Annotated in this window: 20 protein-coding genes; 10 read left to right on the forward strand and 10 right to left on the reverse strand. The window is 74.1% G+C overall.

The annotated features are described in order from the left end of the window. Window positions 1-203 precede the first annotated feature (203 nt). The gene (locus tag ACIO92_RS23315) at window positions 204-581 is read left to right on the forward strand and encodes a DUF1844 domain-containing protein (protein WP_366442396.1); all 378 of its coding nucleotides are present in this window, start codon (window positions 204-206) and stop codon (window positions 579-581) included. 44 nt (window positions 582-625) lie between these two features. Here the strand turns inward: ACIO92_RS23315 and ACIO92_RS23320 are convergent, their stop codons facing one another. From ACIO92_RS23320 to ACIO92_RS23330, 3 genes are all read right to left on the reverse strand, one after another. Continuing rightward, window positions 626-1,369, reverse strand: coding sequence for an SseB family protein (locus tag ACIO92_RS23320; protein ID WP_402282451.1), 744 nt, complete (start codon window positions 1,367-1,369; stop codon window positions 626-628). Between the two features lie 107 nt (window positions 1,370-1,476). After that, window positions 1,477-2,652 (reverse strand): type VII secretion-associated serine protease mycosin, encoded by a 1,176-nt coding sequence (gene mycP / locus ACIO92_RS23325; protein ID WP_366442394.1) that lies wholly within the window; start codon window positions 2,650-2,652, stop codon window positions 1,477-1,479. Then, window positions 2,649-3,359, reverse strand: coding sequence for a hypothetical protein (locus ACIO92_RS23330; protein WP_366442393.1), 711 nt, complete (start codon window positions 3,357-3,359; stop codon window positions 2,649-2,651). The genes mycP and ACIO92_RS23330 overlap by 4 nt, the downstream gene beginning before the upstream one ends. A gap of 1,216 nt (window positions 3,360-4,575) precedes the next feature. Here ACIO92_RS23330 and ACIO92_RS23335 point away from each other — a divergent pair. Continuing rightward, window positions 4,576-5,778, forward strand: coding sequence for an amino acid deaminase/aldolase (locus ACIO92_RS23335; protein WP_366442392.1), 1,203 nt, complete (start codon window positions 4,576-4,578; stop codon window positions 5,776-5,778). 143 nt (window positions 5,779-5,921) lie between these two features. On the opposite strand, the gene ACIO92_RS23340 is transcribed toward ACIO92_RS23335, so the two are convergent. Further along, window positions 5,922-7,328 (reverse strand): protoporphyrinogen/coproporphyrinogen oxidase, encoded by a 1,407-nt coding sequence (locus ACIO92_RS23340; protein WP_402282454.1) that lies wholly within the window; start codon window positions 7,326-7,328, stop codon window positions 5,922-5,924. A gap of 368 nt (window positions 7,329-7,696) precedes the next feature. Here ACIO92_RS23340 and ACIO92_RS23345 point away from each other — a divergent pair, with 368 nt between their 5' ends. Genes ACIO92_RS23345 through ACIO92_RS23355 form a run of 3 tightly spaced genes read left to right on the forward strand, consistent with a single transcriptional unit; the run spans window position 7,697 to window position 10,834 of the window. Continuing rightward, entirely contained in the window at window positions 7,697-8,515 is an 819-nt protein-coding gene (locus tag ACIO92_RS23345) for a class I SAM-dependent methyltransferase (RefSeq protein WP_401237714.1), read from the forward strand. Continuing rightward, the gene (locus tag ACIO92_RS23350) at window positions 8,512-9,534 is read left to right on the forward strand and encodes a terpene synthase (RefSeq protein WP_402282456.1); all 1,023 of its coding nucleotides are present in this window, start codon (window positions 8,512-8,514) and stop codon (window positions 9,532-9,534) included. The genes ACIO92_RS23345 and ACIO92_RS23350 overlap by 4 nt, the downstream gene beginning before the upstream one ends. Continuing rightward, window positions 9,518-10,834 carry a cytochrome P450 gene (locus tag ACIO92_RS23355; protein WP_402282458.1) on the forward strand — a complete coding sequence of 439 codons (1,317 nt, stop codon included), beginning with the start codon at window positions 9,518-9,520 and terminating at the stop codon, window positions 10,832-10,834. Before ACIO92_RS23350 ends, ACIO92_RS23355 begins: the two co-directional genes overlap by 17 nt. 244 nt (window positions 10,835-11,078) lie before the next feature. On the opposite strand, the gene ACIO92_RS23360 is transcribed toward ACIO92_RS23355, so the two are convergent. From ACIO92_RS23360 to ACIO92_RS23375, 4 genes are all read right to left on the reverse strand, one after another. Beyond that, a complete protein-coding gene (locus ACIO92_RS23360; RefSeq protein ID WP_401237870.1) occupies window positions 11,079-11,516 on the reverse strand; it encodes an NADAR family protein in 438 nt (145 codons plus the stop codon). Between the two features lie 87 nt (window positions 11,517-11,603). After that, the gene (locus ACIO92_RS23365) at window positions 11,604-12,389 is read right to left on the reverse strand and encodes a 3-oxoacyl-ACP reductase (protein WP_366442387.1); all 786 of its coding nucleotides are present in this window, start codon (window positions 12,387-12,389) and stop codon (window positions 11,604-11,606) included. A 5-nt stretch (window positions 12,390-12,394) separates the two neighbouring features. Then, window positions 12,395-13,750, reverse strand: a complete 1,356-nt coding sequence (locus ACIO92_RS23370) for an aldehyde dehydrogenase family protein (protein ID WP_366442386.1) — start codon at window positions 13,748-13,750, stop codon at window positions 12,395-12,397. 32 nt (window positions 13,751-13,782) lie between these two features. Continuing rightward, window positions 13,783-15,147, reverse strand: a complete 1,365-nt coding sequence (locus ACIO92_RS23375) for a glutamine synthetase family protein (protein ID WP_366442385.1) — start codon at window positions 15,145-15,147, stop codon at window positions 13,783-13,785. Between the two features lie 89 nt (window positions 15,148-15,236). Between ACIO92_RS23375 and ACIO92_RS23380 the strand changes: the two genes are divergently transcribed. The 3 genes from ACIO92_RS23380 to ACIO92_RS23390 all read left to right on the forward strand — a co-directional run bounded on the left by ACIO92_RS23380 (window position 15,237) and on the right by ACIO92_RS23390 (window position 18,412). Then, on the forward strand, window positions 15,237-15,965 hold the full coding sequence (locus ACIO92_RS23380) for an FCD domain-containing protein (RefSeq protein WP_366442384.1): 729 nt from the start codon (window positions 15,237-15,239) through the stop codon (window positions 15,963-15,965). 239 nt (window positions 15,966-16,204) lie between these two features. Beyond that, window positions 16,205-17,689, forward strand: a complete 1,485-nt coding sequence (gene eat / locus ACIO92_RS23385; protein ID WP_402282461.1) for an ethanolamine permease — start codon at window positions 16,205-16,207, stop codon at window positions 17,687-17,689. Between the two features lie 33 nt (window positions 17,690-17,722). After that, window positions 17,723-18,412 (forward strand): gamma-glutamyl-gamma-aminobutyrate hydrolase family protein, encoded by a 690-nt coding sequence (locus ACIO92_RS23390; protein WP_402282463.1) that lies wholly within the window; start codon window positions 17,723-17,725, stop codon window positions 18,410-18,412. Window positions 18,413-18,530: 118 nt separating this feature from the next. On the opposite strand, the gene ACIO92_RS23395 is transcribed toward ACIO92_RS23390, so the two are convergent. Next, entirely contained in the window at window positions 18,531-19,985 is a 1,455-nt protein-coding gene (locus ACIO92_RS23395; protein WP_402282465.1) for a purine-cytosine permease family protein, read from the reverse strand. 69 nt (window positions 19,986-20,054) lie between these two features. On the opposite strand from ACIO92_RS23395, the gene ACIO92_RS23400 reads away from it, so the two are divergent. After that, entirely contained in the window at window positions 20,055-20,711 is a 657-nt protein-coding gene (locus ACIO92_RS23400; RefSeq protein ID WP_366442380.1) for a TetR family transcriptional regulator C-terminal domain-containing protein, read from the forward strand. Window positions 20,712-20,914: 203 nt separating this feature from the next. Next, window positions 20,915-22,543: an amidohydrolase gene (locus ACIO92_RS23405; RefSeq protein ID WP_402282467.1), complete on the forward strand. Its 1,629-nt coding sequence runs from the start codon at window positions 20,915-20,917 to the stop codon at window positions 22,541-22,543. Window positions 22,544-22,687: 144 nt separating this feature from the next. Here the strand turns inward: ACIO92_RS23405 and ACIO92_RS23410 are convergent, their stop codons facing one another. Then, window positions 22,688-23,722 (reverse strand): LysR family transcriptional regulator, encoded by a 1,035-nt coding sequence (locus tag ACIO92_RS23410; protein ID WP_402282508.1) that lies wholly within the window; start codon window positions 23,720-23,722, stop codon window positions 22,688-22,690. Window positions 23,723-23,828: the final 106 nt, after the last annotated feature.

Here is a 23,828-nt window from a genome sequence, read left to right on the forward strand (position 1 = left end):
GGGGCGCACATCGGGCAGTTCCATCGTCCGTACGGAACGATGGGCACCACCTGACCGGTGACCCGCCACCCGCGAGGGTGGTCAGGTGGGAGAGCGGAGCCTCCACTTGTGGGCCGGGCACACACGTGTCCGGCCGGTCGTTACACAAGGTTAGCAGGACCCGGGGGTCAGCGCTAACCGAGGACCCGCATATCGTATGAGGCATGAGCGAGACGCCCCAGAACGAGTCCTCGGACTCCCCGGACTCCCCCGATTTCGAAGCCATGACCCGTGACATCGCGGAGGTACCCGCGGTCGAGGTCATCGTGACCGTCGCCGTCAACCTGATGAGCGCCGCCGCGGTGAAGCTCGGGCTCACCGAGGAGGGCGACAAGTACAAGGACCTCGACGAGGCCCGCAAGCTGGTGCACGCCCTCGCCGGTCTGCTCGACGCGGGTGCGACGGAGGTCTCCTCCTTCCACGCCGCTCCCCTGCGGGACGGTCTGAAGTCGCTCCAGCTCGCCTTCCGCGAGGCCTCCCTGGTCCCGGACGAGCCGGGCCAGGGACCGGGCGAGAAGTACACCGGGCCGGTGTACGGCTAGGCCGTCCTTCGTCCTCTTTCCGGTCGGGGCCGGAGGCGTCCCGCTCAGGGCGTCTCCGGCCCCTTGACGTGGAGGGGCTCGCCCGGCGGGGTGGCCGAGGCGGGCAGCAGCGCCAGATCGAGGCCCCGCACCAGGCGTGCCCGCAGGGTGTCGTCGGCGGCCAGGGCGCGGGCCACCCGCTGGGCGGCCTCGGCGGGCGGGCCGTCCCCGGCCAGGACCAGGGCGAGCGTCCCGTCGGCGGCGCCCGGCCCCAGGTGCGCGCGGAGCACGGCGGGCTCGGCGGCGACCACGGCCCGGACCGCCTCCCGTACGGCGGGGTCGGCGAGCGGGTCGGCGCTGGAGCGCCCTTCGGCGAGCGCGAGCAGCGCCGGGCCCGTCACCTGGTAGGGCACGGGTCCGGCGAGGTCCAGGACGAGCGTGTCCGCCTTCTCGTGGGCGAGCGCCTGGAGCGCCTGGTGGAGCGGGACGGCCACGGGCCGGGCCGCCGGGTCCCACAGGGCGAGCGAGGCGGTGGAGGTGAAGGCGGGGAGCGCGCGCCGGTCGCCCGCCGTGAGGGTGGGGACGGCCATGTCGCTGGTCTTCTCGCGGCGCAGACCGTTCTCGTCGGTCTCGACATCACCGAGGACGGCGACGACCGGGACGAGGAGCCGGGCGCCCGCGAGTGCTTCCAGGACCGGGCCGTGGGCGGTCCTGTCCTGGGCCCAGGCCGCGAGGGCCTCGGTGAGCCTCGGGTCGGCGGTGCCGTCGTCGTCGGAGAAACCGGGGTCCGGAATGTTCTTGAGCGCCACGGAACGAGCCTAACGGGCGGGGCGGGGCACCCCGCCCGCCGGGGTGCGGACGCCGGGATCCGCCCGCGGGCGGCCGTCCTCGGTCCGCCGTCCTCCGGTGGTCGGCCTCAGGCGGTCGTGCGGCCGGTGCGGCGCAGCACCACGGCGGTCAGGAGCAGGAGGACGCCGAGGCCCCCGGCCAGCGGGGCGAGCGGACCGACCGGGTCGCCCTCCTCGGCGGCGGGCAGCGGTCCCGGGCCGAAGTGGCGGCCCGGGTAGCCGGCGGTCACGGCCTTGGGGTCGCCGCCCTCGATCTTCGCGCCCGCGGTGATGGCGGCGGCCGGGTCGACGGTCCCGTACCCCTTGGAGTCGCTCCGGCCGCCCTTCGGGCGGTCCCGGGCGGTGTCGACGAGCAGCCGTTTGATCTGCGCCGGGGTGAGGTCGGGATGGGCGGCGCGGACGAGGGCGACGGCGCCGGAGACGAACGCGGCGGCGGCGCTGGTGCCCCAGCCCTCGTAGTAGCGCTGGTCGGGGTCGGCGATGGCGATGTCCACGCCGGGGGCGCTGACGGTGGCGTACCAGCGGCGGGTGGAGAAGGAGGCGCGGGTGCCGTAGCGGTCGACGGCGGTGACGGCGATGACGCCGGGGTAGGCGGCCGGATAGGAGATGTGGTCGCCCTTCTCGCCGCCGTTGCCCGCCGAGGCGACCACGGAGACGCCCTTGGCCAGGGCGTACTGGACGGCGGCGTCCTCGCCCGCGTCGGCGTGGGCGGACTCGGAGTCGTCGCCGAGGGAGAGGTTGATGACGTCGGCGCCGTGGTCGGCGGCCCAGCGGATGCCTTCCGCGAGGGCGGTGCCCCGGGTCTTGCGGGCCTTGTCGCGGGCCTTGTCGGTGCCTTCGAGGATGACCCGTACGGGGAGGATCCTGGCCTCGGGCGCGATGCCGAGGACCCCGTCCCCGCCGCCGGGGCCGTGTCCGTGACCGGCGATGATGCCCGCCATGGCGGTGCCGTGCCGGGCCCAGGCGCGGTCGCCCCGGGAGGCGCCGAAGCCGACGAGGTCGTGGCCGGGCAGTACCGAGCCGGTCAGGTCGGGGTGTTCGGCGTCGACCCCGGTGTCGAGGACGGCGACGGTGACGCCCTCGCCCTTGGTGGTGCGCCAGGCCTCCTCGGTGTGGAGGGCTTCGAGCCCCCACTGGCGGGCCCGGATGGAGTCGGCGTACGCGGGTGTGGTCAGGGCGGGCAGGACGCAGAAGGCGGCGGCGAGCAGGACGGCGGGGGCGCGGAGGCGGGCGGCGCGGGTCACCGGGCGTTCTCCTTCGCCGCGGCGGTGGCGGTGGTGCGCAGCAGCTTCCCGAGGCGGAGGGTGATGCCCTTGGCCTCGTGGCCGAGGCCGGACTGGGCGGTGGCGTCGGTGCGGCCGGGGGCCATGGCCCCGGCGGCGGACTGGGGGCGGGCGACGGGGCGGCCGTCGGCGAAGCCGGAGACGGCGGTGACGACGACGGGGAGGTCGGCGGGGGCGTTCAGCCACCAGCTGGCGCGCTGGGCGGCGCCGAAGCGGGCCGCGACGGTGCCGGGGCCGGAGAGGGCGGGCGGGACGTCCTGGCCGAGGCGGGCGGTGAGGCCGGGACCGAGGGCGCGCTGGGCGGCGGGCTCCGCGCGGGTGAAGACGAGGCCGACGGTGATGACACCGCTGGCGGTGGCGTCGGTGTAGGTGGCGCGCAGCACCCGCTCGCAGCCGAGCGGCTGGAGGGTGGCGAGCAGGCCCCGGGCGAGGACGGTGGGCGAGCAGGGGGCGTCCGGGGCGACGACGATCCTGGTCCAGGTGCGGGCGGAGCCGCCGGGTCCCGCGCCGGGGCCGGTGAGGGTGCGGGGGAAGAGGGTGTCCACCGGGGCGTTGTGCCACAGCTCCTTGGCCTCGGCGTACCCGGCCGGTTCGGCGGGGGCCCCGGGCTCGGCTGCGGCGAGCCAGGTTCCGGCGAGGGCCCCGCCGACGAGCCCGACACCGAGCACGGCGCAGGCGACGACCGCGACGGTCCGCCCGGCCTTCCGCTCCCGCAGGGGGGTGGGGGCGAGGTAGGTGGGGGCGCTGGGGGACGCGTGGTTGCTGGGGACTACGGGGGTGCTGTGAGCTGTGTGAGCGTCGTGACTGCTGTGGCTGGCATGGGCTTGGGGACTGGTGGGACCGGTGGGACCGGTGGGTGTTCCGTGGCTGGTGGGTGTTCCGTGGCTGGTGCGGCCCGGGTGTTCTGTGTGGGGCTCGTGGCCGATGTGAGTCCCCGGAGAAGCGTCCTGACCGTGTCCGTACGGGAGGGGGGACGGGCGCCCGGGAAGGACGGGACCGGGCACGGGCAGGGGCCGGGGAACGGAGGGGGCCGGGGCCGCACCGGACGAGGACAGGGAGGGCCGCGCGGCCCGGGGCTCGGAGGGCGCGGGACCGGAAGGCCTTGAGGCCCGGGAGAGCGCGGTGCCCGAGGTCCCAGCGGTGGGCGGGACAGGAGGTGCGGTGTCGGGCCGGGGCGGGACCACGGGCCGTACGGGCGCGGGGGCGCGCCCCCGGTCGCCGCCCTCGATGGCCGCGTCGGTGCCGGGCCGTACGGGCCCGGAGGCGCCGTCGCCAGGAGCGGGGCGACCGGCGGCGGGGGGCCGCGCCGGGGCGGGGCCGACCGGTGCCCACGGGGGTACGGGCGGCTGAGGCGGCTGTCCCGGGGGCGGGCCGGTCGGGGGCTTGGCGGTCCCGGCGCCGACGGGAGCCGGTGCCGGAGGCAGGGCCGGGGAGGACTGAGCCGGGACGGAACCGGTGAGGGCCCGCGTCGGGGCGGTGCCGGGAGGAGTCTGTGTCGCGGCGGAGCCGGGAGAGGCCGGGGCGGAGCCGGGGGAGGTCCGTGTCGGGGAGGGGCTCGGGGCCGGCTGCGCCGGGGGCTTCGTCGGGGTGGGGCGGGCGGGTCCCGGGGCCGGGCGGGTGGGGCCGGGGGGCTTCGTCCGGGCGTCCGGTGCCGTCGGGCGTTCGGCGGGGCGGATCGCGCGGAGCCGGGCGGTCGTCTCCGTGTCGGCCGGTTCCGGGGCGGGGAGCAGCGCGTCCGTGATGCGGGAGGGCGTGGGGCGGTGCTCGCCGGTCATGCCCGTCCCCCCGCTGGTGTCGACAATGCCCGTCACTCTACGGGCTGTTCCCCTCGGTGCGGGAACCCAGGGGCTACCCACCCGTAAACCTGTCTGGCAAGCTCGGGCCATGACTCCCCGTGCCGCCGACCGGGCCCGCTACGACCGGGCCACCGCTCATCTCGACGCGCCCGTGGCGATCGTCGATCTGGAGGCCTTCGACGCGAACGCGGAGGACCTCGTACGACGGGCCGGGGGCAAGCCGGTCCGGGTGGCGAGCAAGTCCGTGCGGTGCCGGGCGCTGCTGGAGCGGGTGCTCGCGCGGGAGGGTTTCGCGGGGATCATGTCGTTCACCCTGGACGAGTCGTTGTGGCTGGCCCGAGCCGGTTTCGAGGATGTGCTGCTCGCGTACCCGTCGGCGGACCGGGCGGGTTTCGGGGAGCTGGCGCGTGATCCGAAGCTGGCCGCCGCCGTGACCGTGATGGTCGACGACGTGGCGCAGCTCGATCTGGTCGACGCGTCCCGGGCGGGCGGTGCGGAGGAGGTCCGGGTCTGTCTGGAGCTGGACACCGCGCTGAGCCTGCTGGGTGGCCGGATCAGGGTCGGGGCCCGTCGTTCCCCGCTGCGGGAGCCCGCCGAACTGGCGGAGCTGGCCCGGTCGGTGGTCCGGCGGCCGGGTTTCCGGCTGGTCGGGATCATGGCGTACGAAGGGCATGTGGCGGGGGTCGGGGACTCGGTCGCGGGGCGTCCGCTGCGGTCGCGGGCGATCCGGCTGATGCAGTCGGCGGCGCGCCGGGAGCTGGCGGAGCGCCGGGCGGCGGTGGTGCGGGCCGTGCGGGCGGTGGCGCCGGACCTGGAGTTCGTGAACGGGGGCGGCACGGGCAGTGTCCAGCACACGGCGGCGGAGGACGCGGTGACGGAGATCGCGGCGGGTTCGGGGCTGTTCGTGCCGAGGCTGTTCGACAACTACACCTCGTTCAGCGGGCGTCCGGCGGCGCTCTTCGCGCAGCCCGTGGTGCGGCGGCCGGGGGTCGGGGTGGTGACCGTCCTCGGGGGCGGCTATCCGGCGTCCGGGGTGGCGGGGGCCGACCGGCTGCCGGTGCCGTATCTGCCGGAGGGGCTGCGGTACGACCCGCAGGAGGGGCCGGGCGAGGTGCAGACGCCGCTGCTCGGTTCGCCCGCGGACGATCTGCGGATCGGCGACAAGGTGTGGTTCCGGCACGCGAAGGCCGGTGAGCTGTGCGAGCGGTTCGACGGTCTGCGGCTCGTGGAGGGCGACCGGGTCACGGCGACCGTGCCGACGTACCGGGGTGAGGGCCGCACGTTCCTCTAGGCGGTGCCTTCCTTCCTCCAGGTGGTGCCTTCCTTCCGCGCCCCGGGCCGTGACGAGGTCGTCGTTCGCGGTCCGGGTCGAGGCGGTGGCCTCCTGACCGGTCCGGACCGCGGTCCGGGGCCGCCCGGCGGGGTCTCCGGGGTTCAGACCCCGGCCAGGGTGGTCCGCAGTCGTTCGGCCGCCTGTTCGCCGGTGGCCAGGGCGGCGTTGGTGGTGCTGTAGGCGAAGTAGTCGCCCGCGAGCTGCACCGGGGAGGCCGGATCGAGACTCGCGGTGAAGCGGGCGAGGTCGCGGAAGCCTCCGGCCGGGCGAGCCAGCACCGCGTTCTGCCAGCGCTGGACGACGGCGAGGTCGCGGTGCCGGTCGATGTGCGCAGCCAGTTCCGGCAGGACTTCGCCGACGGCGCCGCGGGCGTCCGCGATCACCTCCTCGTCGCCCCGGTCCGCGCGGGCCGTGCTCCAGTGGTGGCGGAAGACCAGGGACACCAGCCCGGCTCCTGCGGGGGCGCGCCCCGGGCCGAGGTTGTGCTCGTAGAGGGCGACGCACAGGTCCGGGTGTTCGCGGCGCGGAACGGCCACGCCGAGGGCGGTCTCCGCCGGGGCGCGGTCGAGCCCGAAGGTGACGTGGACGTCACTCGTGTAGCGCACCGCTTCGAGGTGACGGCGCTGGGCGGCGGTCAGGGTGGTGACGATCCGGGCGGCCACGGGCGCGGGCACGGCCACCACGCAGGCGTCGGCCCGCAGGGTCTCCTCCCGCCCCGCGCGGCGCCAGGTCACCCGGACCCCGGCCCCGTCGGGTTCGACCGCGGTCGCCTCGGCGTCCAGTTCCAGCCGGGTGCCGTCCCGCATCACCGGGGTGGCGAGGAGGTCCTCCGGCAGTCGGCCGACGCCTCCGTCGAAGGTGAAGCTCGCCGCGCCGAACGTCCCCCACATGATGCAGAACGCGCTGACGGCCGCGACCTCCTCCGCCGGGACGAGGAACTGGGTGCTGCACAGCGGTTCCACCAGGTAGTCCAGGAGTTCCCGGTTCAGGCGGCGCAGGGCGTGGTCGTGGGCGCTCTCGGTGTCGAGGTCCGCGGCGCCCGACATGTCCTCCCAGCGGAGCCTGCGGCCGACGGCGGTCAGGTCGCGCAGCAGGTTGACGGCCTTGAGCTTGGCGCGCCAGCCCAGGAGTCCGGTGCGCAGCAGCCCCGAGGTGCGGACGAGCGAGAGCCGGTGCACCCGGCCGTCCCTCAGGATGGCGAGTTCGTCCGAGCAGGACAGCATCCGGGAGGTGAGCCCGGCGTCCTGGAGCAGGGCGATCATGGGGCCGTAGTTGTGGGAGAGCCAGCTCGCGCCGCGGTCGATGCGGTAGGTCGCACGCTCGCCGACCACTTCACGGGTCGACATCCGACCACCCACATGTCCCTCGCGCTCCAACAGGGTGACGTGGTGTCCGGCTCGGCGGAGCCGGAAAGCCGCCGTCGTCCCGGCGATTCCGGATCCCACGACGACCACATTCTTGTGCTGTCGGTTGTCGGCCACGCACTCCTCCTGGGAACGATGCCACATGACGTCCGGGCGGCATTCACGGGAAATCCAATCGGCGGCCACACTTTGTGGTTGCCTCCGCCCGTTGTCAAACGCACCTCGGGCGTTCGAGGCGGGTGCGATGACACCCCGTACCACGTGGAGAAGCTGTTGACACACCCTGCACGGACTGTTCAGATCATCATGAAGGTACGGATCTCCTCTGTCGTGTCCGCCCTGCGTTCTCGATTCCGAGAGCTGCCGCCGCGGTCCTGTCCCCCACCTCTGGACCGTCGATGTCCCGGCCATTCGTGGCGGGTCGAGAAGATCCGCTGTTCCGTCGGAATTCGCATTCGATTGCTCCGTTCGGATGGGAGAGGTTTCGTATGAGGAAAAGAACGCCGGGTCATGTGGAATTACCGGAATACGGGGCGGAGGTGTTCGCCCCCGCCCATCCGGGGCAGTCGGAGCGGCTGGAGGCACTGGGCGCGGCCTGTGATCCGCGGACCCTCGCCGATCTGGCGCGCTGGCCGCTGCCGCCCGGCGCCCGCTGTCTGGAGATCGGGGCCGGTACGGGGTCGGTCACGCGACGGCTCGCCGAGCGGCACCCCGAGGCGTCGTTCACGGTGACCGACACCGACACCCGGTTCCTGGCGGACCTGCGCCACCCTGCGGTCCGGGTCGTCCGGCACGACGTGCGGGACGAGGACTTCCCGCCCGGCTCCTTCGACCTCGTCGTCGCCCGCAGCGTCCTCTGTCACCTGCCCGGACGGGACCTCCTTCCGGCACGCATGGCGGCCTGGCTGAGACCCGGGGGCCGACTGTTCGTCGAGGACCCCACCTTCCTGCCCGCGGCCTCCTCGCCGGACACGGTCGTACGGCGCCTGGGCGAGGCGGTGGTGACCACGCTGGCCCGGACCGCGGGCAGCGACGTGGCCCACTGGGCGCGGTCCTTCCCCGCGCCCCTGAGGGGTCTGGGGCTCGTGGACGTCGGGATGCGGTTCCACTGTCCCGTCCTGACAGCCACGAACGCCGCAGGCCGGGCCTGGGCCCTGTCCCTGGAGGAACTGCTGCCGGTGATGGCCCGCACGGGGGTGCTGTCACCGGAGGAGGGGGCGCGCGCCGCCGCCCATGTGGTCCGTCCCGGATTCACCGACGTGGCCCACGCGATGGTCGCCATGTGGGGCGCCCGTCCCGCCGGGCCGGGCGAGGGCGGGAAGCCGTGGTGAGCCCGCCGGTGCTGGGCGGATCGCCGGTCTGGGACCTGCCCGCCCGTCGTGCGGCGAACCCCTCGGCCACGGACGAGGCGGCCGTGCGGTGGGCCGACGCCACCGGCCTGTGCCAGGGTCCGGCGGAGTCCGGCAAACTGCGGCTGGTCCGGCCCGGACTGCTCGCCGCGTGGACGCACCCGGCGGCGGACGAGGCCGATCTGGCGCTGGTGGCGATGTGGATGTCATGGCTCTTCCTCCTCGACGACCGCATCGACGAGGGCGCCCTGGGCCGTGACACCGACCTGCTGGAACTGCGTCTGCAGGACCTCCAGGCCGTCGCTCTGGGAGTCTCCGGGCCGACCACCGCGATGGGCCGGGGACTGGCGGAGATCATCGGCCTGGCGGGCGGAGGGATGCCCACCTGGTGGCGCCTGCGGTTCCGCCGGAACGTGGCGGACTACCTGGCCGCCTGTGTCTGGCAGGCGGCGCACCGGCAGGCCGGACAGGTGCCCGCCCCTGCCGACTTTCCGGCCCGCCGCCGCGCGTTCGGGGCGATCATCCCGTCCTTCGACCTGATCGAGCGCACGGACGGGGTCCTGCTGGCTCCTTCGGTCCACTGTTCCCGCCCCTATCAGGTACTGCTCCTCGCCGCCGCGGACCTGGTCTGCTGGACCAACGACCTCATGACGGCAGGCAAGGAGGCCGCGCTGGGAGACCCCCACAACCTCGTCCTCGTCACAGCGCACCACGAGAAGCTCGACCGGCCCGCCGCCGCCCGGATCGTGAGCGCCGGGTGCGAGCGGCGCCTGCGCGACCACGCGCGGGCCCGCCGGGAGCTCGGTGCCCTGCTCTCCGGCGTGAAGGAGGGGCCGGACCGGAGCAGGGCCTGGCAAGCCCGGCAGGTCCGGCAGGCGGAGTACTGTGCCGACGCGCTGCTGCTCTGGGTGCGCGGCCATCTGGAATGGGGACTCGTCACCCCCCGGTACGACCACGACGTCCCCGACGACGGAAGGGGGACCCGTGTCGGGACCCGATGACCACGTCCTGAGCCCCCCGCCGACGGCCCCGGGCGCCCTGCCGTTGATCGGCCACGCGCTGAGCCTGGTCCGTCGGCCGCTGGCCTTCCTGGACGCCCAGCGTCCGCTCGGGGACCTCGTCGAGTTCCGCGTCGGACGGCGACCCGCCTATCTCGTCAACCACCCCGATCTCGTCCTGGAGGTCCTGACCGGGCCCGGCGGCCGCTTCGACCGGGGCGAGATCTTCTCCAAGGCCCGGCCGCTGTTCGGCCGGGGCGTGGCCGTCGCCGACGGCGTCCACCACCGCGACCGGCGCCGAGCCGTCCAGCCCCTGCTCAGCGCCGCCCGGCTGCCCGGCTATCTCGACACGCTCGCCGGCCTCGTCACGGCCAGGACGCACCGCTGGCGCGCCGGGACCGTCGTCGATCTCAACGCGGAGACGGCCGAACTCACCCTGGACGCGGTCGCGGCCACCGTCTTCGGGAAGCCGCTGCCCGCCGGATTCGCCCGGACCGTCCACGACGCGCTGCCGGTCGTCGTCGCCGGGCTGGGCCGACGCGCCTACGGCCCGGCGGCGGCCCTCCTCGACCTGCTGCCGAGCCCCGAACGCGCCCGCTACCGGGCGGCGTTGGCGCAGATCCACCGCGTGGTGGACTCACTGATCGAAGCCGACCCGGACAGCCCGACCCTGAGGCGGCTGGCGGCCGGCGCCGACGCGCGGCAACTCCACGACGACGTCACCTCCCTGCTGATCGGCGGCTCCCACACCAGCGGCGCCGCCGCGGCCTGGATCCTCATCCTGCTCAGCCGCCACCCCGACGTACGCGAGCGCGTCGAGGAGGAGACCGGCCGGGTCGTGGGCGACCGGCCGGTCACCGCGGCGGACCTGCCCGCCCTGCGTTTCACCCACCAGGTCGTCCGGGAGACCCTCCGGCTCTACCCGCCGATCTGGCTCTTCCCCCGCCGCGCCGTCACCGCCTGCCGGCTCGGCGGCCACCACGTGCCACGGGACGCCCAGGTGTTCTACAGCCCCTACTCCCTGCACCGGGACCCCCGCTGGTTCCCCGCGCCCGACTCCTTCGACCCCGATCGCTGGGGTCCCGGTCGGCCGCAGCCGCCGCGCGGGGCCTATCTGCCCTTCGCGGCCGGTGTCCACGGCTGTCCGGGAGGCGATTTCGCGGTCGGAGAGCTGGCTCTGCTGACGGCGGCCGTCACCTCGCGCCGACGCCTCGACGTGACACCGGGCGGACGCCCGCTCCCGCTCCCGGCCGCCACCTTGGGCCCCGCCCCGGTGACCATGACCGTCATCGCCCGCCCGTGATCGCCTGGCCGACCGAAGACGGCCGGACGCCGTCAGCGCGACATCTGCTCTCCGTCGCCCCGGCGAGCAGGTGTTCGGTGGTGCGGGTCCGGGCCTTCGCGGCGGCCTCGGTCGTGTCGACGCCGCTGAGCGCCCGAGGTCTCCGGGTGATCACGAGGTGGGCGACGGTCAGGGGACCGTCACCGGTGGGTGGCGGACCTGCGGCGGCTGCGCGGGATGCGGTACACCGCTCGCGTTTCCCGGATCACCGCCTCGGGCGGCGGCCGTCGCCGTCGGGAGCTTCGGCGAGTTCGGCGCGCGACCGGTCACGGGTGCGCATCAGGATCCGCCCGAGCATGTTCTTGCCGTTCCCGGTCCTGCCCCGACCCCAGTAGTGATCGGTGGTGGTGTCTTCGACGATCTCCTCGTCACCGGTGGACAGCAGAATGTCGCGGACATCGTCATGCGCGCGGAACTTGGCCGCCACCGCACGGCGCATCACGTCGTCCTTGACCCGCTCCCGGTCCCTCCGCGGAGGTTCGGACGAGTCACGGCCCAGCTCGGCCGCCCGCAGCGGCGTGCGCGCGCGCCGGATGAGATCCGCGTGGCGGGTGCCCTTGAACTTCTGCGCCTGGAAGTAGTGCTCCGAGGTCGGCCACCGGACCCCGTCGAGACCGAAGCCGGACCTTCCCGGTCGGAGCAGCGGGGACCGGTCCGGCCGCCGGGTGTCCGGCGGCCGGTGGGCCTGATGGGCCTGATGAGGCTGAACGGACTGGTGGGTCCGGTGGGGCTAGAGCGGTGTCACGTACGCGCCGGAGAGGCCGCCGTCCACGAGGAAGTCGCTCGCGTTGACGAAGGAGGAGTCGTCGCTCGCGAGGAAGGCGACGGCGGCGGCGATCTCCTCCGGCTCGGCGAAGCGGCCGACGGGGATGTGGACGAGGCGTCGGGCGGCGCGCTCGGGGTCCTTGGCGAACAGTTCCTGGAGCAGGGGCGTGTTGACGGGTCCCGGGCAGAGGGCGTTGACGCGGATGCCCTCACGGGCGAACTGGACGCCGAGTTCGCGGGACATGGCGAGGACGCCGCCCTTGGAGGCCGTGTAGGAGATCTGGCTGGTGGCCGCTCCCATGAGCGCCACGAAGGAGGCGGTGTTGATGATGGAGCCCTTGCCCTGGCGGCGCATGTAGGGGAGGGCCGCCTTGCAGCAGAGGTAGACGGAGGTGAGGTTGACGTCCTGGACGCGCTTCCACGCCTCCAGGCCGGTCTCCAGGATGGAGTCGTCGTCGGGGGGCGAGATGCCCGCGTTGTTGAAGGCGACGTCGACGGAGCCGTAGGTCTCGAAGGCGGTCCTGAACAGGGCTTCGACCTGTTCGGGGTCGGTGACGTCGACCTGGACGAAGAGGCCTCCGACCTCTTCGGCGGCGGCCTTGCCCGCCGTCTCGTCGATGTCGCCGCAGACGACGTGGGCGCCTTCGGAGGCGAGCCGTCGGGCGGTGGCCAGGCCGATGCCGCTGCCCGCTCCGGTGATGACGGCGGTACGGCCGGCCAGGCGGCGGCAGATGATCTCTTCGGTGCTCATACGGTTCAGGCCTCCGTGCTGATGAAGACGTTCTTGGTTTCGGTGAAGGCGGTCAGGGCGTCGGGGCCGAGTTCGCGGCCGAGGCCGGACTGCTGGTAGCCGCCGAACGGGGTCCAGTAGCGGACGCTGGAGTGGGAGTTGACGGAGAGGTTCCCGGCCCGGACCGCCCGGGAGACGCGCAGGGCGCGGCCGATGTCCCGGGTCCAGATCGAGCCGGAGAGGCCGTACTCGGTGGCGTTGGCGAGGCGGACCGCGTCGGCCTCGTCGTCGAAGGGGAGGACGACGGCGACGGGTCCGAAGATCTCCTCGACGGCGTGGGGGGCGTCGGCGGGCACGTCGGTGAGGACGGTCGGCGGGAACCAGAAGCCGGGGCCCTCGGGGGCCTTGCCCCGGATGCCGGGGAGGTCGTCGGGGACGTAGGAGCGGACGCGGTCGAGCTGGGCGCGGGAGATGAGCGGGCCCATCTGGGTGCGTTCGTCGGTGGGGTCGCCGACGACGATCTCCTCGATCGCGGGGGCGAGGAGGGCGAGGAAGCGGTCGTGGACGCTCCGCTCGACCAGGATGCGGGTGCGGGCGCAGCAGTCCTGGCCGCTGTTGTCGAGGAAGGACATCGGGGCCGCGGCGGCGGCGGCCGCCAGATCGGAGTCGGCGAAGACGATGTTGGGGCTCTTGCCGCCGAGTTCGAGGGTGAGCCGTTTCACCTGGTCGGCGCAGGCGGCCATGAGGGACTTGCCGACCTTGGTGGAGCCGGTGAAGACGATCTTGGCGACGCCTGGGTGGGTGACGAGGGCGTGGCCGGTGACGGGTCCGTGGCCGGGGAGGACCTGGAAGAGCCCTTCGGGGAGGCCCGCCTCCAGGGCGAGTTCGGCGAGGCGGAGCGCGGTGAGCGGGGTGGTCTCGGCGGGCTTGAGGAGGACGGCGTTGCCCGCGGCGAGGGCGGGGGCGGTGGCCCAGGCGGCGATCGGCATGGGGAAGTTCCAGGGCGCGATGACGCCGACGACCCCGAGGGGTTCGAGGATCGTGATGTCGAGGCCGCCCGCGACCGGGATCTGGCGTCCGTTGAGGCGTTCCACTCCCCCGGCGGCGTAGTCGAGCAGGTCACGGACGTTTCCTGCCTCCCAGCGGGCGTTGCCGATGGTGTGCCCTGCCTCGGTGACCTCCAGGCGGGCGAGTTCCTCGACGTGTCCGTCGACGACGGCGGCGAAGCGCCGGAGCAGCCGGGCCCGGTCGGCGGGGGCCGCGGCGGCCCAGCCGCGTTGGGCCCTGGCGGCCCGGGTGACGGCGGCGTCGACGTCGGCGGGGGTGGCGGCGGGGACGGTGGCGACCGTCTCCTCGGTCGCCGGGTTCAGTACCTGGAGCACTGCGTTCCTCTCCGGTGTCACGGGGGCGTTCCTCACAGGCGTTCGAAGGAGCGGCGGAGTTCCCAGTCGGTCACGGCGGCGTCGAAGGCGTCGAGTTCGACGCGGGCCATGGTGCGGTAGTGGGCGACGACCTCGTCGCCGAAGGCGGCCTTGGCGATCTCGCTGGTCTCCCAGAGTTCGGCGGCCTCGCGCAGGGTGCGGGGGACGTGCGCGTAGTCGGCGGTGTAGGCGTTGCCGGTGCAGGGCGGGGGGAGTTCGAGGCGCTGCTCGATGCCGTGGAGTCCGGCGGCGACCAGTCCGGCGACGGCGAGGTAGGGGTTGACGTCGCCGCCGGGCAGCCGGTTCTCGAAGCGGGTGGAGCGGCCGTGGCCGACGATCCGGAGCGAGCAGGTGCGGTTGTCGTGGCCCCAGGCGACGGCGGTGGGTGCGAAGGAGCCGGGCTGGAACCGCTTGTAGGAGTTGATGTTGGGGGCGTAGAGGAGGGAGAAGTCGCGGAGGGCGGCGAGTTGTCCGGCGAGGAAGTGGCGCATGGTCGCGGACATGCCGTGCTCGTCGTCCCCGGCCATGACGTTGTCGCCGTCGGCGTCCTGGAGGGAGAGGTGGATGTGGCAGGAGTTGCCCTCGCGCTCGTTGTACTTCGCCATGAAGGTGAGCGAGTGGCCCTCCTGGGCGGCGATCTCCTTGGCGCCCGTCTTGTAGACGGCGTGCTGGTCGCAGGTGACGAGGGCTTCGTCGTACTTGAAGGCGATCTCGTGCTGGCCGGGGTTGCACTCGCCCTTGGCGGACTCGACGGTGAGTCCGGCGCCGGTCATCTCGTTGCGGATGCGGCGCAGGAGGGGCTCGACGCGGCCGGTGCCGAGGACGGAGTAGTCGATGTTGTACTGGTTCGCGGGGGTCAGGCCCCGGTAGTTCGCGTCCCAGGCCTCTTCGTAACTGTCCTTGAAGACGATGAACTCGAGTTCGGTGCCGACGTGGGCGGTGAGGCCGTGTTCCGCGAGGCGCTCCAGCTGGCGGCGGAGGATCTGGCGGGGGGCGGCGACGACGGGGGTGCCGTCGCTCCAGGCGAGGTCCGCGGTCACCATGGCCGTGGCGTCGTTCCAGGGGAGGCGGCGGAGGGTGGTGAGGTCGGGCCGCATCGCGAAGTCGCCGTAGCCGCGGTCCCAGGAGGACATGGCGTAGCCGTCGACGGTGTTCATCTCGGTGTCGACGGCGAGGAGGTAGTTGCAGCCCTCGGTGCCGTGGTCGAGCACCTCGTCCAGGAAGAACGGGGCGGCGAACCGCTTGCCCTGGAGACGTCCCTGCATGTCGGGGAAGGCCAGGACGACGGTGTCGATCTCGCCGCTCGCGACGAGGGCCCTGAGCTCCTCGACGCCGAGCGGGGGTGTGCGGTCTGCCACGGGATTGCTCCTCCTTCGGCCTGCCGGAAGCCATAAGGTATTGGGTGAGACCATTACTTGGGAAGTGTGGGAGAAGGGGAAACGCGAACGTGGCCAGTACGAGTGAATCGGCGGACCGGCTGACGCCCGTGCTGCGGCCGGTGCGGGCGGGCAACGGCTTCGAGGAGGCGCTGGAGCAGATCCTCCAGGTGGTGCGGCTCGGTCTGGTGCCCGGTGGGGAACGGCTGCCCGCCGAGCGGGAGCTGGCGGACCGGATGGGGATCAGCCGGGTGACGCTCCGCGAGGTCCTGAAGGTCCTCCAGGAGCAGGGGCTGGTGGAGAGCAGACGCGGCCGGTACGGCGGGACGTTCGTGCTCGCGCGCGCCCGGACGGCCGACGAGGGTGAGCTGCGCCGCCGGATCGCCTCGGTCGACATGGAGGACACCCTCCGCTTCCGTGAGGTCCTGGAGGTGGGCGCGGCGGGACTGTGCGCGGCCCACGGGCTCGACGCGGCGGGCGCCGGGCGGCTGCGGGCCGCGCTCGCGGCGACCCATGACGCGCCGCTGGCCGACTACCGCCGCCAGGACACCCTGCTCCATCTCACGCTCGCCGAGCTGTCCGGCTCGCCGACGCTCACCGCCCGGTACGCGGCCGTCCGGGCGACCGTGAACGACCTGCTCGACTGCATCCCGCTGCTCGTACGGAACCTGGAGCACTCCCAGCACCAGCACACCGCCGCGGTCGAGGCGGTGCTCGACGGGGACGCGGACGCGGCGCGCGAGGTGATGCGGGAGCACTGCTCGGGCACGGCGGCGCTGCTGCGGGGCTTCCTGACCTGACCCCGGTCCGACCCCGGCCTGAGCCAGACCCGAACCCCGCCCGACCCCGAACCCGACCCGAACCCCGCCCGACCCCGACCGGGCCCCGGGGCGGACCCGGCCCCGCGAGGACCGCGTGGCGCGCCGCGGGCCCGGCCCGTGTCACCCGAAAGTGGCGCACGGGGCTTGCGCTCCCCCGGCGGCCGACGCAAAGGTATGCCTCCAATCCATTGGGCCCGTTACGGGGAGCTGACGCTGCCATGACGCTCGACGAAACCTCCGGGAGCACGACCGGAAGCACGGCACCGCCGCAGGACGAGTACCTGGCCCGCCGGGCGCTGCGGCGCGGCAGCGCGGGCTGGCTGCTGCTCACCGGGCTCGGTGTCGCCTATGTCGTCTCCGGGGACTTCTCCGGCTGGAACATCGGTCTGTCGAAGGGCGGTTTCGGGGGTCTCGCCGCCGCCACCGTCCTGATGGGCGCGATGTACGCCTGTCTGGTCTTCGCGCTGGCCGAGCTCTCCGCCATCCTGCCCACCGCGGGCGGCGGTTACGGCTTCGCCCGGCGGGCGCTCGGCACCTGGGGCGGGTTCCTCACCGGGACCGCGATCCTCATCGAGTACATCCTGGCGCCCGCCGCGATCTCGATCTTCATCGGTGACTACGTCGAGTCCCTCGGCCTCTTCGGCCTGGAGTCCGGCTGGCCGGTCCAGCTGGTGTGCTTCGCGTTGTTCATCGGCATCCATCTGTGGGGCGTGGGCGAGGCCCTGCGGTTCAGTCTGGTCGTGACGGCCATCGCGGTGGCGGCGCTGGTCGTCTTCGCGCTCGGCGCCCTCACCGACTTCCGTCTCGACGGGCTGAACGACATCCCGGTGGACGAGGGGGCGTTCGGCGCGAACTCCTGGCTGCCGTTCGGACTCCTCGGGATCTGGGCCGCGTTCCCCTTCGGCATGTGGTTCTTCCTGGGCGTGGAGGGCGTGCCGCTCGCCGCCGAGGAGGCGAAGGACCCGGTGCGGTCGATGCCGAGGGCGCTCGCCACGGCCATGGGCGTCCTGGTGCTGCTCGCGGTCGTGACCTTCCTCGCCGCGACGGGCGCGCGCGGCGCGGCGGCGGTGCAGGACGCGGGCAATCCGCTGGTGGTGGCGCTCCAGGGGGACGGGGAGCCGACCGCGCTCAGCAGGTTCGTGAACTACGCGGGTCTCGCCGGTCTCGTGGCGTCGTTCTTCTCCCTCATCTACGCCGGTTCGCGCCAGCTCTTCGCCCTCTCCCGGGCGGGCTACCTGCCCCGTTTCCTTTCGCTGACCAGCCGCCGCAAGTCGCCGTACCTGGGGCTGCTGATCCCGGGCGCGATCGGTTTCGCGCTGGCCGCCGGGACCGGGGACGGGGCCCGGATGCTGAACATCGCCGTGTTCGGCGCCACCATCTCGTACGCCCTGATGGCGCTCTCGCACATCGTGCTGCGGCGGCGCGAGCCGGGGCTGCACCGGCCGTACCGCACTCCCGGCGGGACGGCGACCTCGTCGGTGGCCTTCGTGCTCGCGCTGTCCGCCCTGGTGGCGACCTTCCTGGTGGACCGGACGGCCGCGTTCCTGGCGCTCGGGGTGTACGTGATCGCCCTCGCCTACTTCGCGTTCTACAGTCGGCACCGTCTGGTGGCCAGGGCCCCGGAGGAGGAGTTCGCGGCGCTCGCCGCCGCCGAGGCCGAACTCGACCGCGACCGAGGCCGTACCGACCCGAAGCCGTACTGACCCGAAGCCGTCCCGTACCCCTGGAGGAAGCACGTGTCCCAGCCGCTCATCGGCGTGACCACCTATCTGGACCGGGCCCGTTGGGGGGTGTGGGACATGCGGGCCGCGCTGCTGCCGGAGCGGTATCCCCGGCTCGTCCGGGAGGGCGGGGGCCTGGCGGTGATGCTGCCGCCGGACGTCCCGGGGGCCGCGGCGGCGGCGGTGGCCCGGCTCGACGGCCTCGTGGTCGCGGGCGGGGCGGACGTCGAACCGGTGCGGTACGGGGCCGAGCCCGATCCGCGTACCGGCCCGCCGGCCAGGGAACGGGACGCCTGGGAGCTGGCCCTGATCGACGCGGCCCTCGCCTCGGGGACCCCGCTGCTCGGCATCTGCCGGGGGATGCAGCTCCTCAACGTGGCCCGGGGCGGCACCCTGACGCAGCACCTGGACGGGCACGTGGAGGCGGTCGGGGTGATCGGGCGGCACACGGTGAAGCCGGTGCCGGGGAGCCTGTACGGCTCGCTGGTGCCGGAGGCCGCCGAGGTGCCGACCTACCACCACCAGGCCGTGGACCGGCTGGGCGCGGGGCTCGCGCCCTCGGCGCACGCGGAGGACGGCACGGTGGAGGCGGTGGAACTGGCCGCCCCCGCCTGGGCCCTCGGTGTGCAGTGGCACCCGGAGATGGGCGAGGACCCGCGGGTGATGCGGGGCCTCGTCGCGGCGGCCTCGGGGGCGGGCCGGTAGCGGACGGGGCGGGGGCCGTGGCCGTCCGGGTCGGGTGGCGCCTGGGCCTTGCGGGCCGGGTGACCCGCCCCGTAGGGGTCGCGGGCCTCGCCGGACCGGGTGGCCGTGGCCGTACGTCTCAGGCCGTCGCGCGGGCGGCGCGCAGGGTGGGCTCGTCGCGCATCAGGAGGACGTAGACGACGGCGGAGACCGCCATGCCCACCGGCAGGGAGAGGTCGAGGCCGCCGAGCGCGGCGGCGACCGGGCCCGTGTAGACGGTGTCGGCGCAGAGGGCCGCCGTGGTCACGCCCGCGACGAGGGCGAGGGCACCGGCCGGGTTGACTCCGGCGGTGTACCAGAAGGGGCCGGAGCGGGTCTCGTCGGAGAGCGCGGCGCCGTCGTAGCGGCCCCGGCGGAGCAGGACGTCGGTCGCGTACACCGTCATCAGGGGGCCGCTCAGGACGGTGATCACCTGGAGGGCGTTGCTGACCGTGTCCAGGAAGTCGGAGACGAGCAGCCCGTACAGGGTGAGGGCGACGGCCACGGTCCCGTCGAAGAGGACGCTGACGGAGCGGCGGACGCGGAGGCCGACGGCCTGGAGGGCGAGTCCCGCGCTGTACGCGGTCAGGGCGTTGATGGCGATGGTGCCGAGGACCAGGGCGAGCAGGAAGACCGGCACGAACCAGCCGGGCAGGATCTCCTGGAGTCCGGTCTGCGGGTCGTTCATGTCGACGACGGTGGCCGCCAGGGCGCCGAGGGAACAGACGACGACACTGGGCAGGAAGGCGCCGAGCGCGGTCCAGCCGACGATCGCCCGCTTCGACGCGGTCCGGGGCAGATAGCGGGAGAAGTCCGCGCTCGTCGTGTACGAGAGGGGGCCCGAGGCGATCATCGTGACGCCGCCGAGGAGCAGGGCCCAGAGGGCGGTCCCGGAGACCCGTCCGGCGGGGGCGTACGAGAAGTCGGCGTGCCGCAGGACCGCGAACGCGACGACCGTGAACGCTCCGGCGAGGACCAGGGTGATCGGCAGGTACAGCCTGATGATCAGACCGTGCCCGTAGACGCTGATGACGAGGGTCAGCGCGGCGATGACCACGATCACGGCCACTTTCACGGGGGTGGTGGCGGTGACGCCCGCCTTCTCGACCAGCGCGAAGGCGGCGGTCGCCGCGGCGGCCAGGTTGAGGGCGAAGTAGCAGACGGAGACGAGCCAGCCGCCTATCGCGTTGTTCACGCGGTTGCCGAGGACGCCGTAGATCGCCCGGGTGATCACCTCGCTGGGGGCGCCCGCGGCCGGGCCCGAGGTGGCGAGCAGGCCCGTGAGCAGCCAGAAGAGGTTGCCCACGACGATCACGGCGAGGGCCTGCCAGAGGCTGAGCCCCATCAGGACGAGGGTGCCGCCGATGACGAGGCTGAGGTAGTTGACGTTCGCCGCCGCCCAGACCGAGAACAGTTCACGGGGGTGTCCGTGGCGTTCGGAGTCGGGGATGCGGTCGATGCCGTGGGCCTCGATCCGGCCGGGCCGGTCGACGGCGGACGGATCGGCCGGAGCGCCCTGGCTGCGTGGGAGCGGATCGGGGATCGTGGAAGCCATGCGGCCCTCCGGGTACGTGTGATGCCCACCTTGTTGCTTATTGGTCGCACACTCAATAGCATCCCGGGTATGCCGTCAAGCGTTCCGCAGAAGAGAGTTCGGAAATCTCCCGAGGCCCGTCGGGCCGAGATCGTGGAGACCGCCGCACGCGTGGCCCTCACCGAGGGGCTCGAATGCGTGACCCTGCGGCGGACGGCCGAGGAGCTGTCCGTCCGGCCCGGTCTGATCAGCCATTACTTCCCCTCGGTGGAGGAGCTGGTGGGCGAGGCGTTCAGCGTGGCCGCCACCGGCGAACTCAACGCCCTGCTGCCCGCCGAACGCCCCCACGGGACCCCCGCGCAGTACCTCGCGCGGTACTTCGCCCTCTCCGGCGGCGAGGCGTACGACGACATCAGCCGCCTCTGGATCAACGCCCGGCACCTCAGCCGCTACCGGCCGGTCCTGCGCACCCGGGTCACCGAACAGGAACTCGCCTCCGACGACCGGCTCGAACAGCTCATCCGCGAGGGCGTCGCGCTCGGCGAGTTCCGCACCGACGACCCGCGCACCGCGGCCATCAAGATCCTGGTGGTGCTCGACGGCCTCGGCGCCCACGCCAACACCGACCGGACCGACCGCCCGGACGCCGTGACCCGGCTGCCCGTCACCACGGCGGAACAGGCGTTGGGCCTGCCGCACGGCGCGCTCACGGACCTGGCGCTGCCGGACGAGCCCCCGACCGCCTGACCTGCCTTCCCTCCTCCTCGCAGGCTCCTCCCGGCCTCCCGATCTCCCGGCTTCCCGGCTTCCCTGCCCGGCCGCTCCGTGCTTCCGATCCGTCCGTTCCCCCTCCTTCCGGCCTGTTCCCTCTTCCTCCGGCCCGTTCCCTCTCCGATCCGGACCGCCCCGATCCTCTGAGAACCTCCCCGCGTCCCCCTCCTGGAGTACTCGTGCGCACCCGACTCGTCCTGCTCTCCGCCCGTCTGCTCGACCCCGGCACGGGGACGGTCCTGCCGGAGACCGCGCTCGCCGTCTCCGACGGCGGCCGGATCACCGCCCTCGGCGACGACCGCGGGATCCGCGCGCTCGCGGACCCCGCGACCACCGTCGTCGACCTCAGGGGGGCCGTGGTCACCCCCGGGCTCGTCGACGGCCACCTCCACCCGGTGACGGGCGCCGAACTCACCCACGGCCTGGACCTGTCGTACTGCGCCGACCTCGACGACGTCCGCGAGGTCCTCGCCCGGGAGGTGCGGAACCTGGGCCGGGGCGACTGGCTCTTCGGCTGGGGCCTCGACCCGAACGTCTTCGGCGGCCTGCCCGTCGGCATCGCCCCCTTCGACTCCGTCCTCGACGGCGTACCGGCCTTCCTGCTGCTCTTCGACGCCCACTCCGCGCTCGCCAGCCGCCGCGCCCTCGAACTCGCCGGGGTCGACGGCCCCCGCACCTTCGACCAGGCGTCCGCCGAGGTCGTCTGCGACACCGACGGACGCCCCACCGGACTGCTCCAGGAGGACGCGGCCTGCGAACTCGTCGAACGGATCGCTCCGCGCCCCACCCCCGAGGAGAGCCGGGAACGCCTCGCGGCGGTCCTGCGGTCCATGGCGGCGGCCGGACTCACCGGCGGCCACGCCATGGACGCCAACGGCGAGAGCCTCGCGCTGTACGGACAGCTCGACGCGGCCGGTGAACTGCCGCTGCGGCTCCGGGTGGCGCCTTGGTGCCAGCCCGGCACGGACACCGACGGGGTACGGGCCCTCATCGAGCAGCAGGGCACGGGCGGGGACCTGTGGCGGGTCACGGGCGTGAAGCTCTTCATGGACGGGACCATCGACAACGGCACCGCGTGGCTGGAGCGCCCCGACTGCCACGGCGAGTCCACGCACGCGTTCTGGCCCGACCCGGCCGCGTACACCCGGGTCGTCGGGGAGCTGCACCGGGCGGGCGTACCGACCGCGACCCACGCCATCGGCGACGCGGCCGTCCGGCACGCGCTGGACGCCGTGGAGCAGGCCCGCGCGAACGACGGCGGGACGGTACGGCACCGGATCGAGCACATCGAGACCGTGCCCGACGACACCCTGCGCCGCTTCGCCGAACTGGGTGTCCTCGCCTCCATGCAGCCCACCCACTGCTGCGACTTCACCCGCGCCGACCACACCGACAACTGGTCCCGCCGCCTCGGCGAGGAGCGGGCCTCGCACGCGTGGCGCTGCCGTGACCTGGCCGACTCCGGGGCCACCGTGGTCCTCGGCTCGGACTGGCCCATCGCGCCGTTCCCGCCGCTGGCCGTGATGGCCGGGGCGCGGCACCGGCGCCCGAGCCGCGACCTCAGCCGGCCGCCGCACGGCCCCGAGCAGGCGCTGACACCCCTGGAGGCGCTGCGGGGCATGACGACGGCACCGGCGTACGCGGCGGGCGAGGAGGCGACGGCGGGCGGGCTCGCGGTGGGCCACCGCGCCGACCTCACCGTCTTCGCGGACAGCCCGCTGACCACGGCGGCCACGGACCTCCCGGAGCTGCCGGTGCTGCTCACGGTCCTGGACGGCCGGATCACGCACCGGGCGCGGGAGATCTGAGAGGGCCTTCCCCGGCCGTGCGTCCACGGGAAGCACGGTCCGGAAGGGGGAGCACGGTGCGGAGGGGGAGTGCCGGGGCTGTGGTCCCCCCTCCCGGGGAGACCCCTCGGTCTCCGGGAGGCCCCCTCGGCTCAGCCCCTCGGCTCAGCCCGTCGGCCTGGCCCGGGTCAGGGACAGGAGGTCGCGGGCCGGGCCGGTGGGGCGGTGGCCCGTCGGCCAGACCGCGCGGAGGTCGCGGCTCAGCCGGACCCCCTCGACGGGGACGGCGACCAGACGGCGGGAGGCCAGCTCCTCGGCGACCGCCAGTTCGCTGAGGACGGCGGGCCCCGCCCCGCTGACCGCCGCCGCCTTCACCGCCGTGGTGGAGGCCAGTTCCAGGAGCGGGCGCGCCAGACCACCGTGCGCGGACAGCGCCGCGTCCAGGACCTGCCGGGTGCCCGAGCCGCGCTCCCGCAGGACCAGCGGGGTGGCGGCCAGCTCCGCCGGGAGCAGCGGACCGCGCCGACGGGCCCACGGGTGCGAGGGGGCGGTCACCACCGCGAGCCGGTCGTGGGCGACGACCACCCCGTCCAGGCCCTCGGAAACGGCGAGCCCCTCGACGAAGCCGATGTCCGCCTCGTTCCCGAGGAGCCGTTCCGCGACCACCGCCGAGTTCCCGGCCTGGAGCGACACCGCCGTGTCGGGCCGCTCGGCGCGCAGGGCGATCAGCCAGCCCGGCAGCAGGTACTCCGCGATCGTCATGGACGCGGCCACCCGCAGCCGGGAGTCCCGTCGCCCGCGCAGGGCCTGGGCGCCCGCGTCGAACGCCTCCGCCGCCTCGACGATCCGGCGCGCCCAGTCCGTGACGAGCGCGCCCGCGTCGGTGAGCCGTGAACCGCGCGGCGAGCGGTCCACCAGGGCGACGCCGAGCTGTCGTTCCATCGAGCGGATGCGGCTGCTCGCGGCGGGCTGGGTGATGCCGACCTCGCGGGCCGCGGCGCCGAGGCTCCCGTGCCGGGCGACGGCGAGGAGCAGTTCGAGCGCGCCGAGGTCCGGGACCCGGTGGTGGAGCTGCGGCCCGGCCCCCTCGTCGTGGGCTCCGCCGTACGTCCCGGCCCGCCGGGCGGCGGCCCGCGCCCCGGCCGTCCCCGTGGCGGCCGTCCCCGTGGCGGGCGTCTCCGTGGCGGGCGTCCCTGTCATGGGCACCCCCGAGAGGGGTGTCCCGCCGTCGTGCGTTCCGTCGCTCCGCGTCTCCCCGTTCGCACTCATAAAGCCAGCTTATGGCGTCATAGCCGCATGATCCCTG

Source organism: Streptomyces sp. NPDC087215 (assembly GCF_044744885.1).
Classification (GTDB): domain Bacteria; phylum Actinomycetota; class Actinomycetes; order Streptomycetales; family Streptomycetaceae; genus Streptomyces.

Bases quoted from the DNA above. Each gene is read 5' to 3' on its own strand.
- ACIO92_RS23400 (WP_366442380.1), top strand. From the start codon at position 20,055: ATGCCGTCAAGCGTTCCGCAGAAGAGAGTTCGGAAATCTCCCGAGGCC.
- ACIO92_RS23395 (WP_402282465.1), bottom strand. From the start codon at position 19,985: ATGGCTTCCACGATCCCCGATCCGCTCCCACGCAGCCAGGGCGCTCCG.
- ACIO92_RS23365 (WP_366442387.1), bottom strand. From the start codon at position 12,389: ATGAGCACCGAAGAGATCATCTGCCGCCGCCTGGCCGGCCGTACCGCC.
- ACIO92_RS23410 (WP_402282508.1), bottom strand. From the start codon at position 23,722: ATGACAGGGACGCCCGCCACGGAGACGCCCGCCACGGGGACGGCCGCC.
- ACIO92_RS23340 (WP_402282454.1), bottom strand. From the start codon at position 7,328: ATGTGGCATCGTTCCCAGGAGGAGTGCGTGGCCGACAACCGACAGCAC.
- eat (WP_402282461.1), top strand. From the start codon at position 16,205: ATGACGCTCGACGAAACCTCCGGGAGCACGACCGGAAGCACGGCACCG.
- ACIO92_RS23335 (WP_366442392.1), top strand. From the start codon at position 4,576: ATGACTCCCCGTGCCGCCGACCGGGCCCGCTACGACCGGGCCACCGCT.
- ACIO92_RS23315 (WP_366442396.1), top strand. From the start codon at position 204: ATGAGCGAGACGCCCCAGAACGAGTCCTCGGACTCCCCGGACTCCCCC.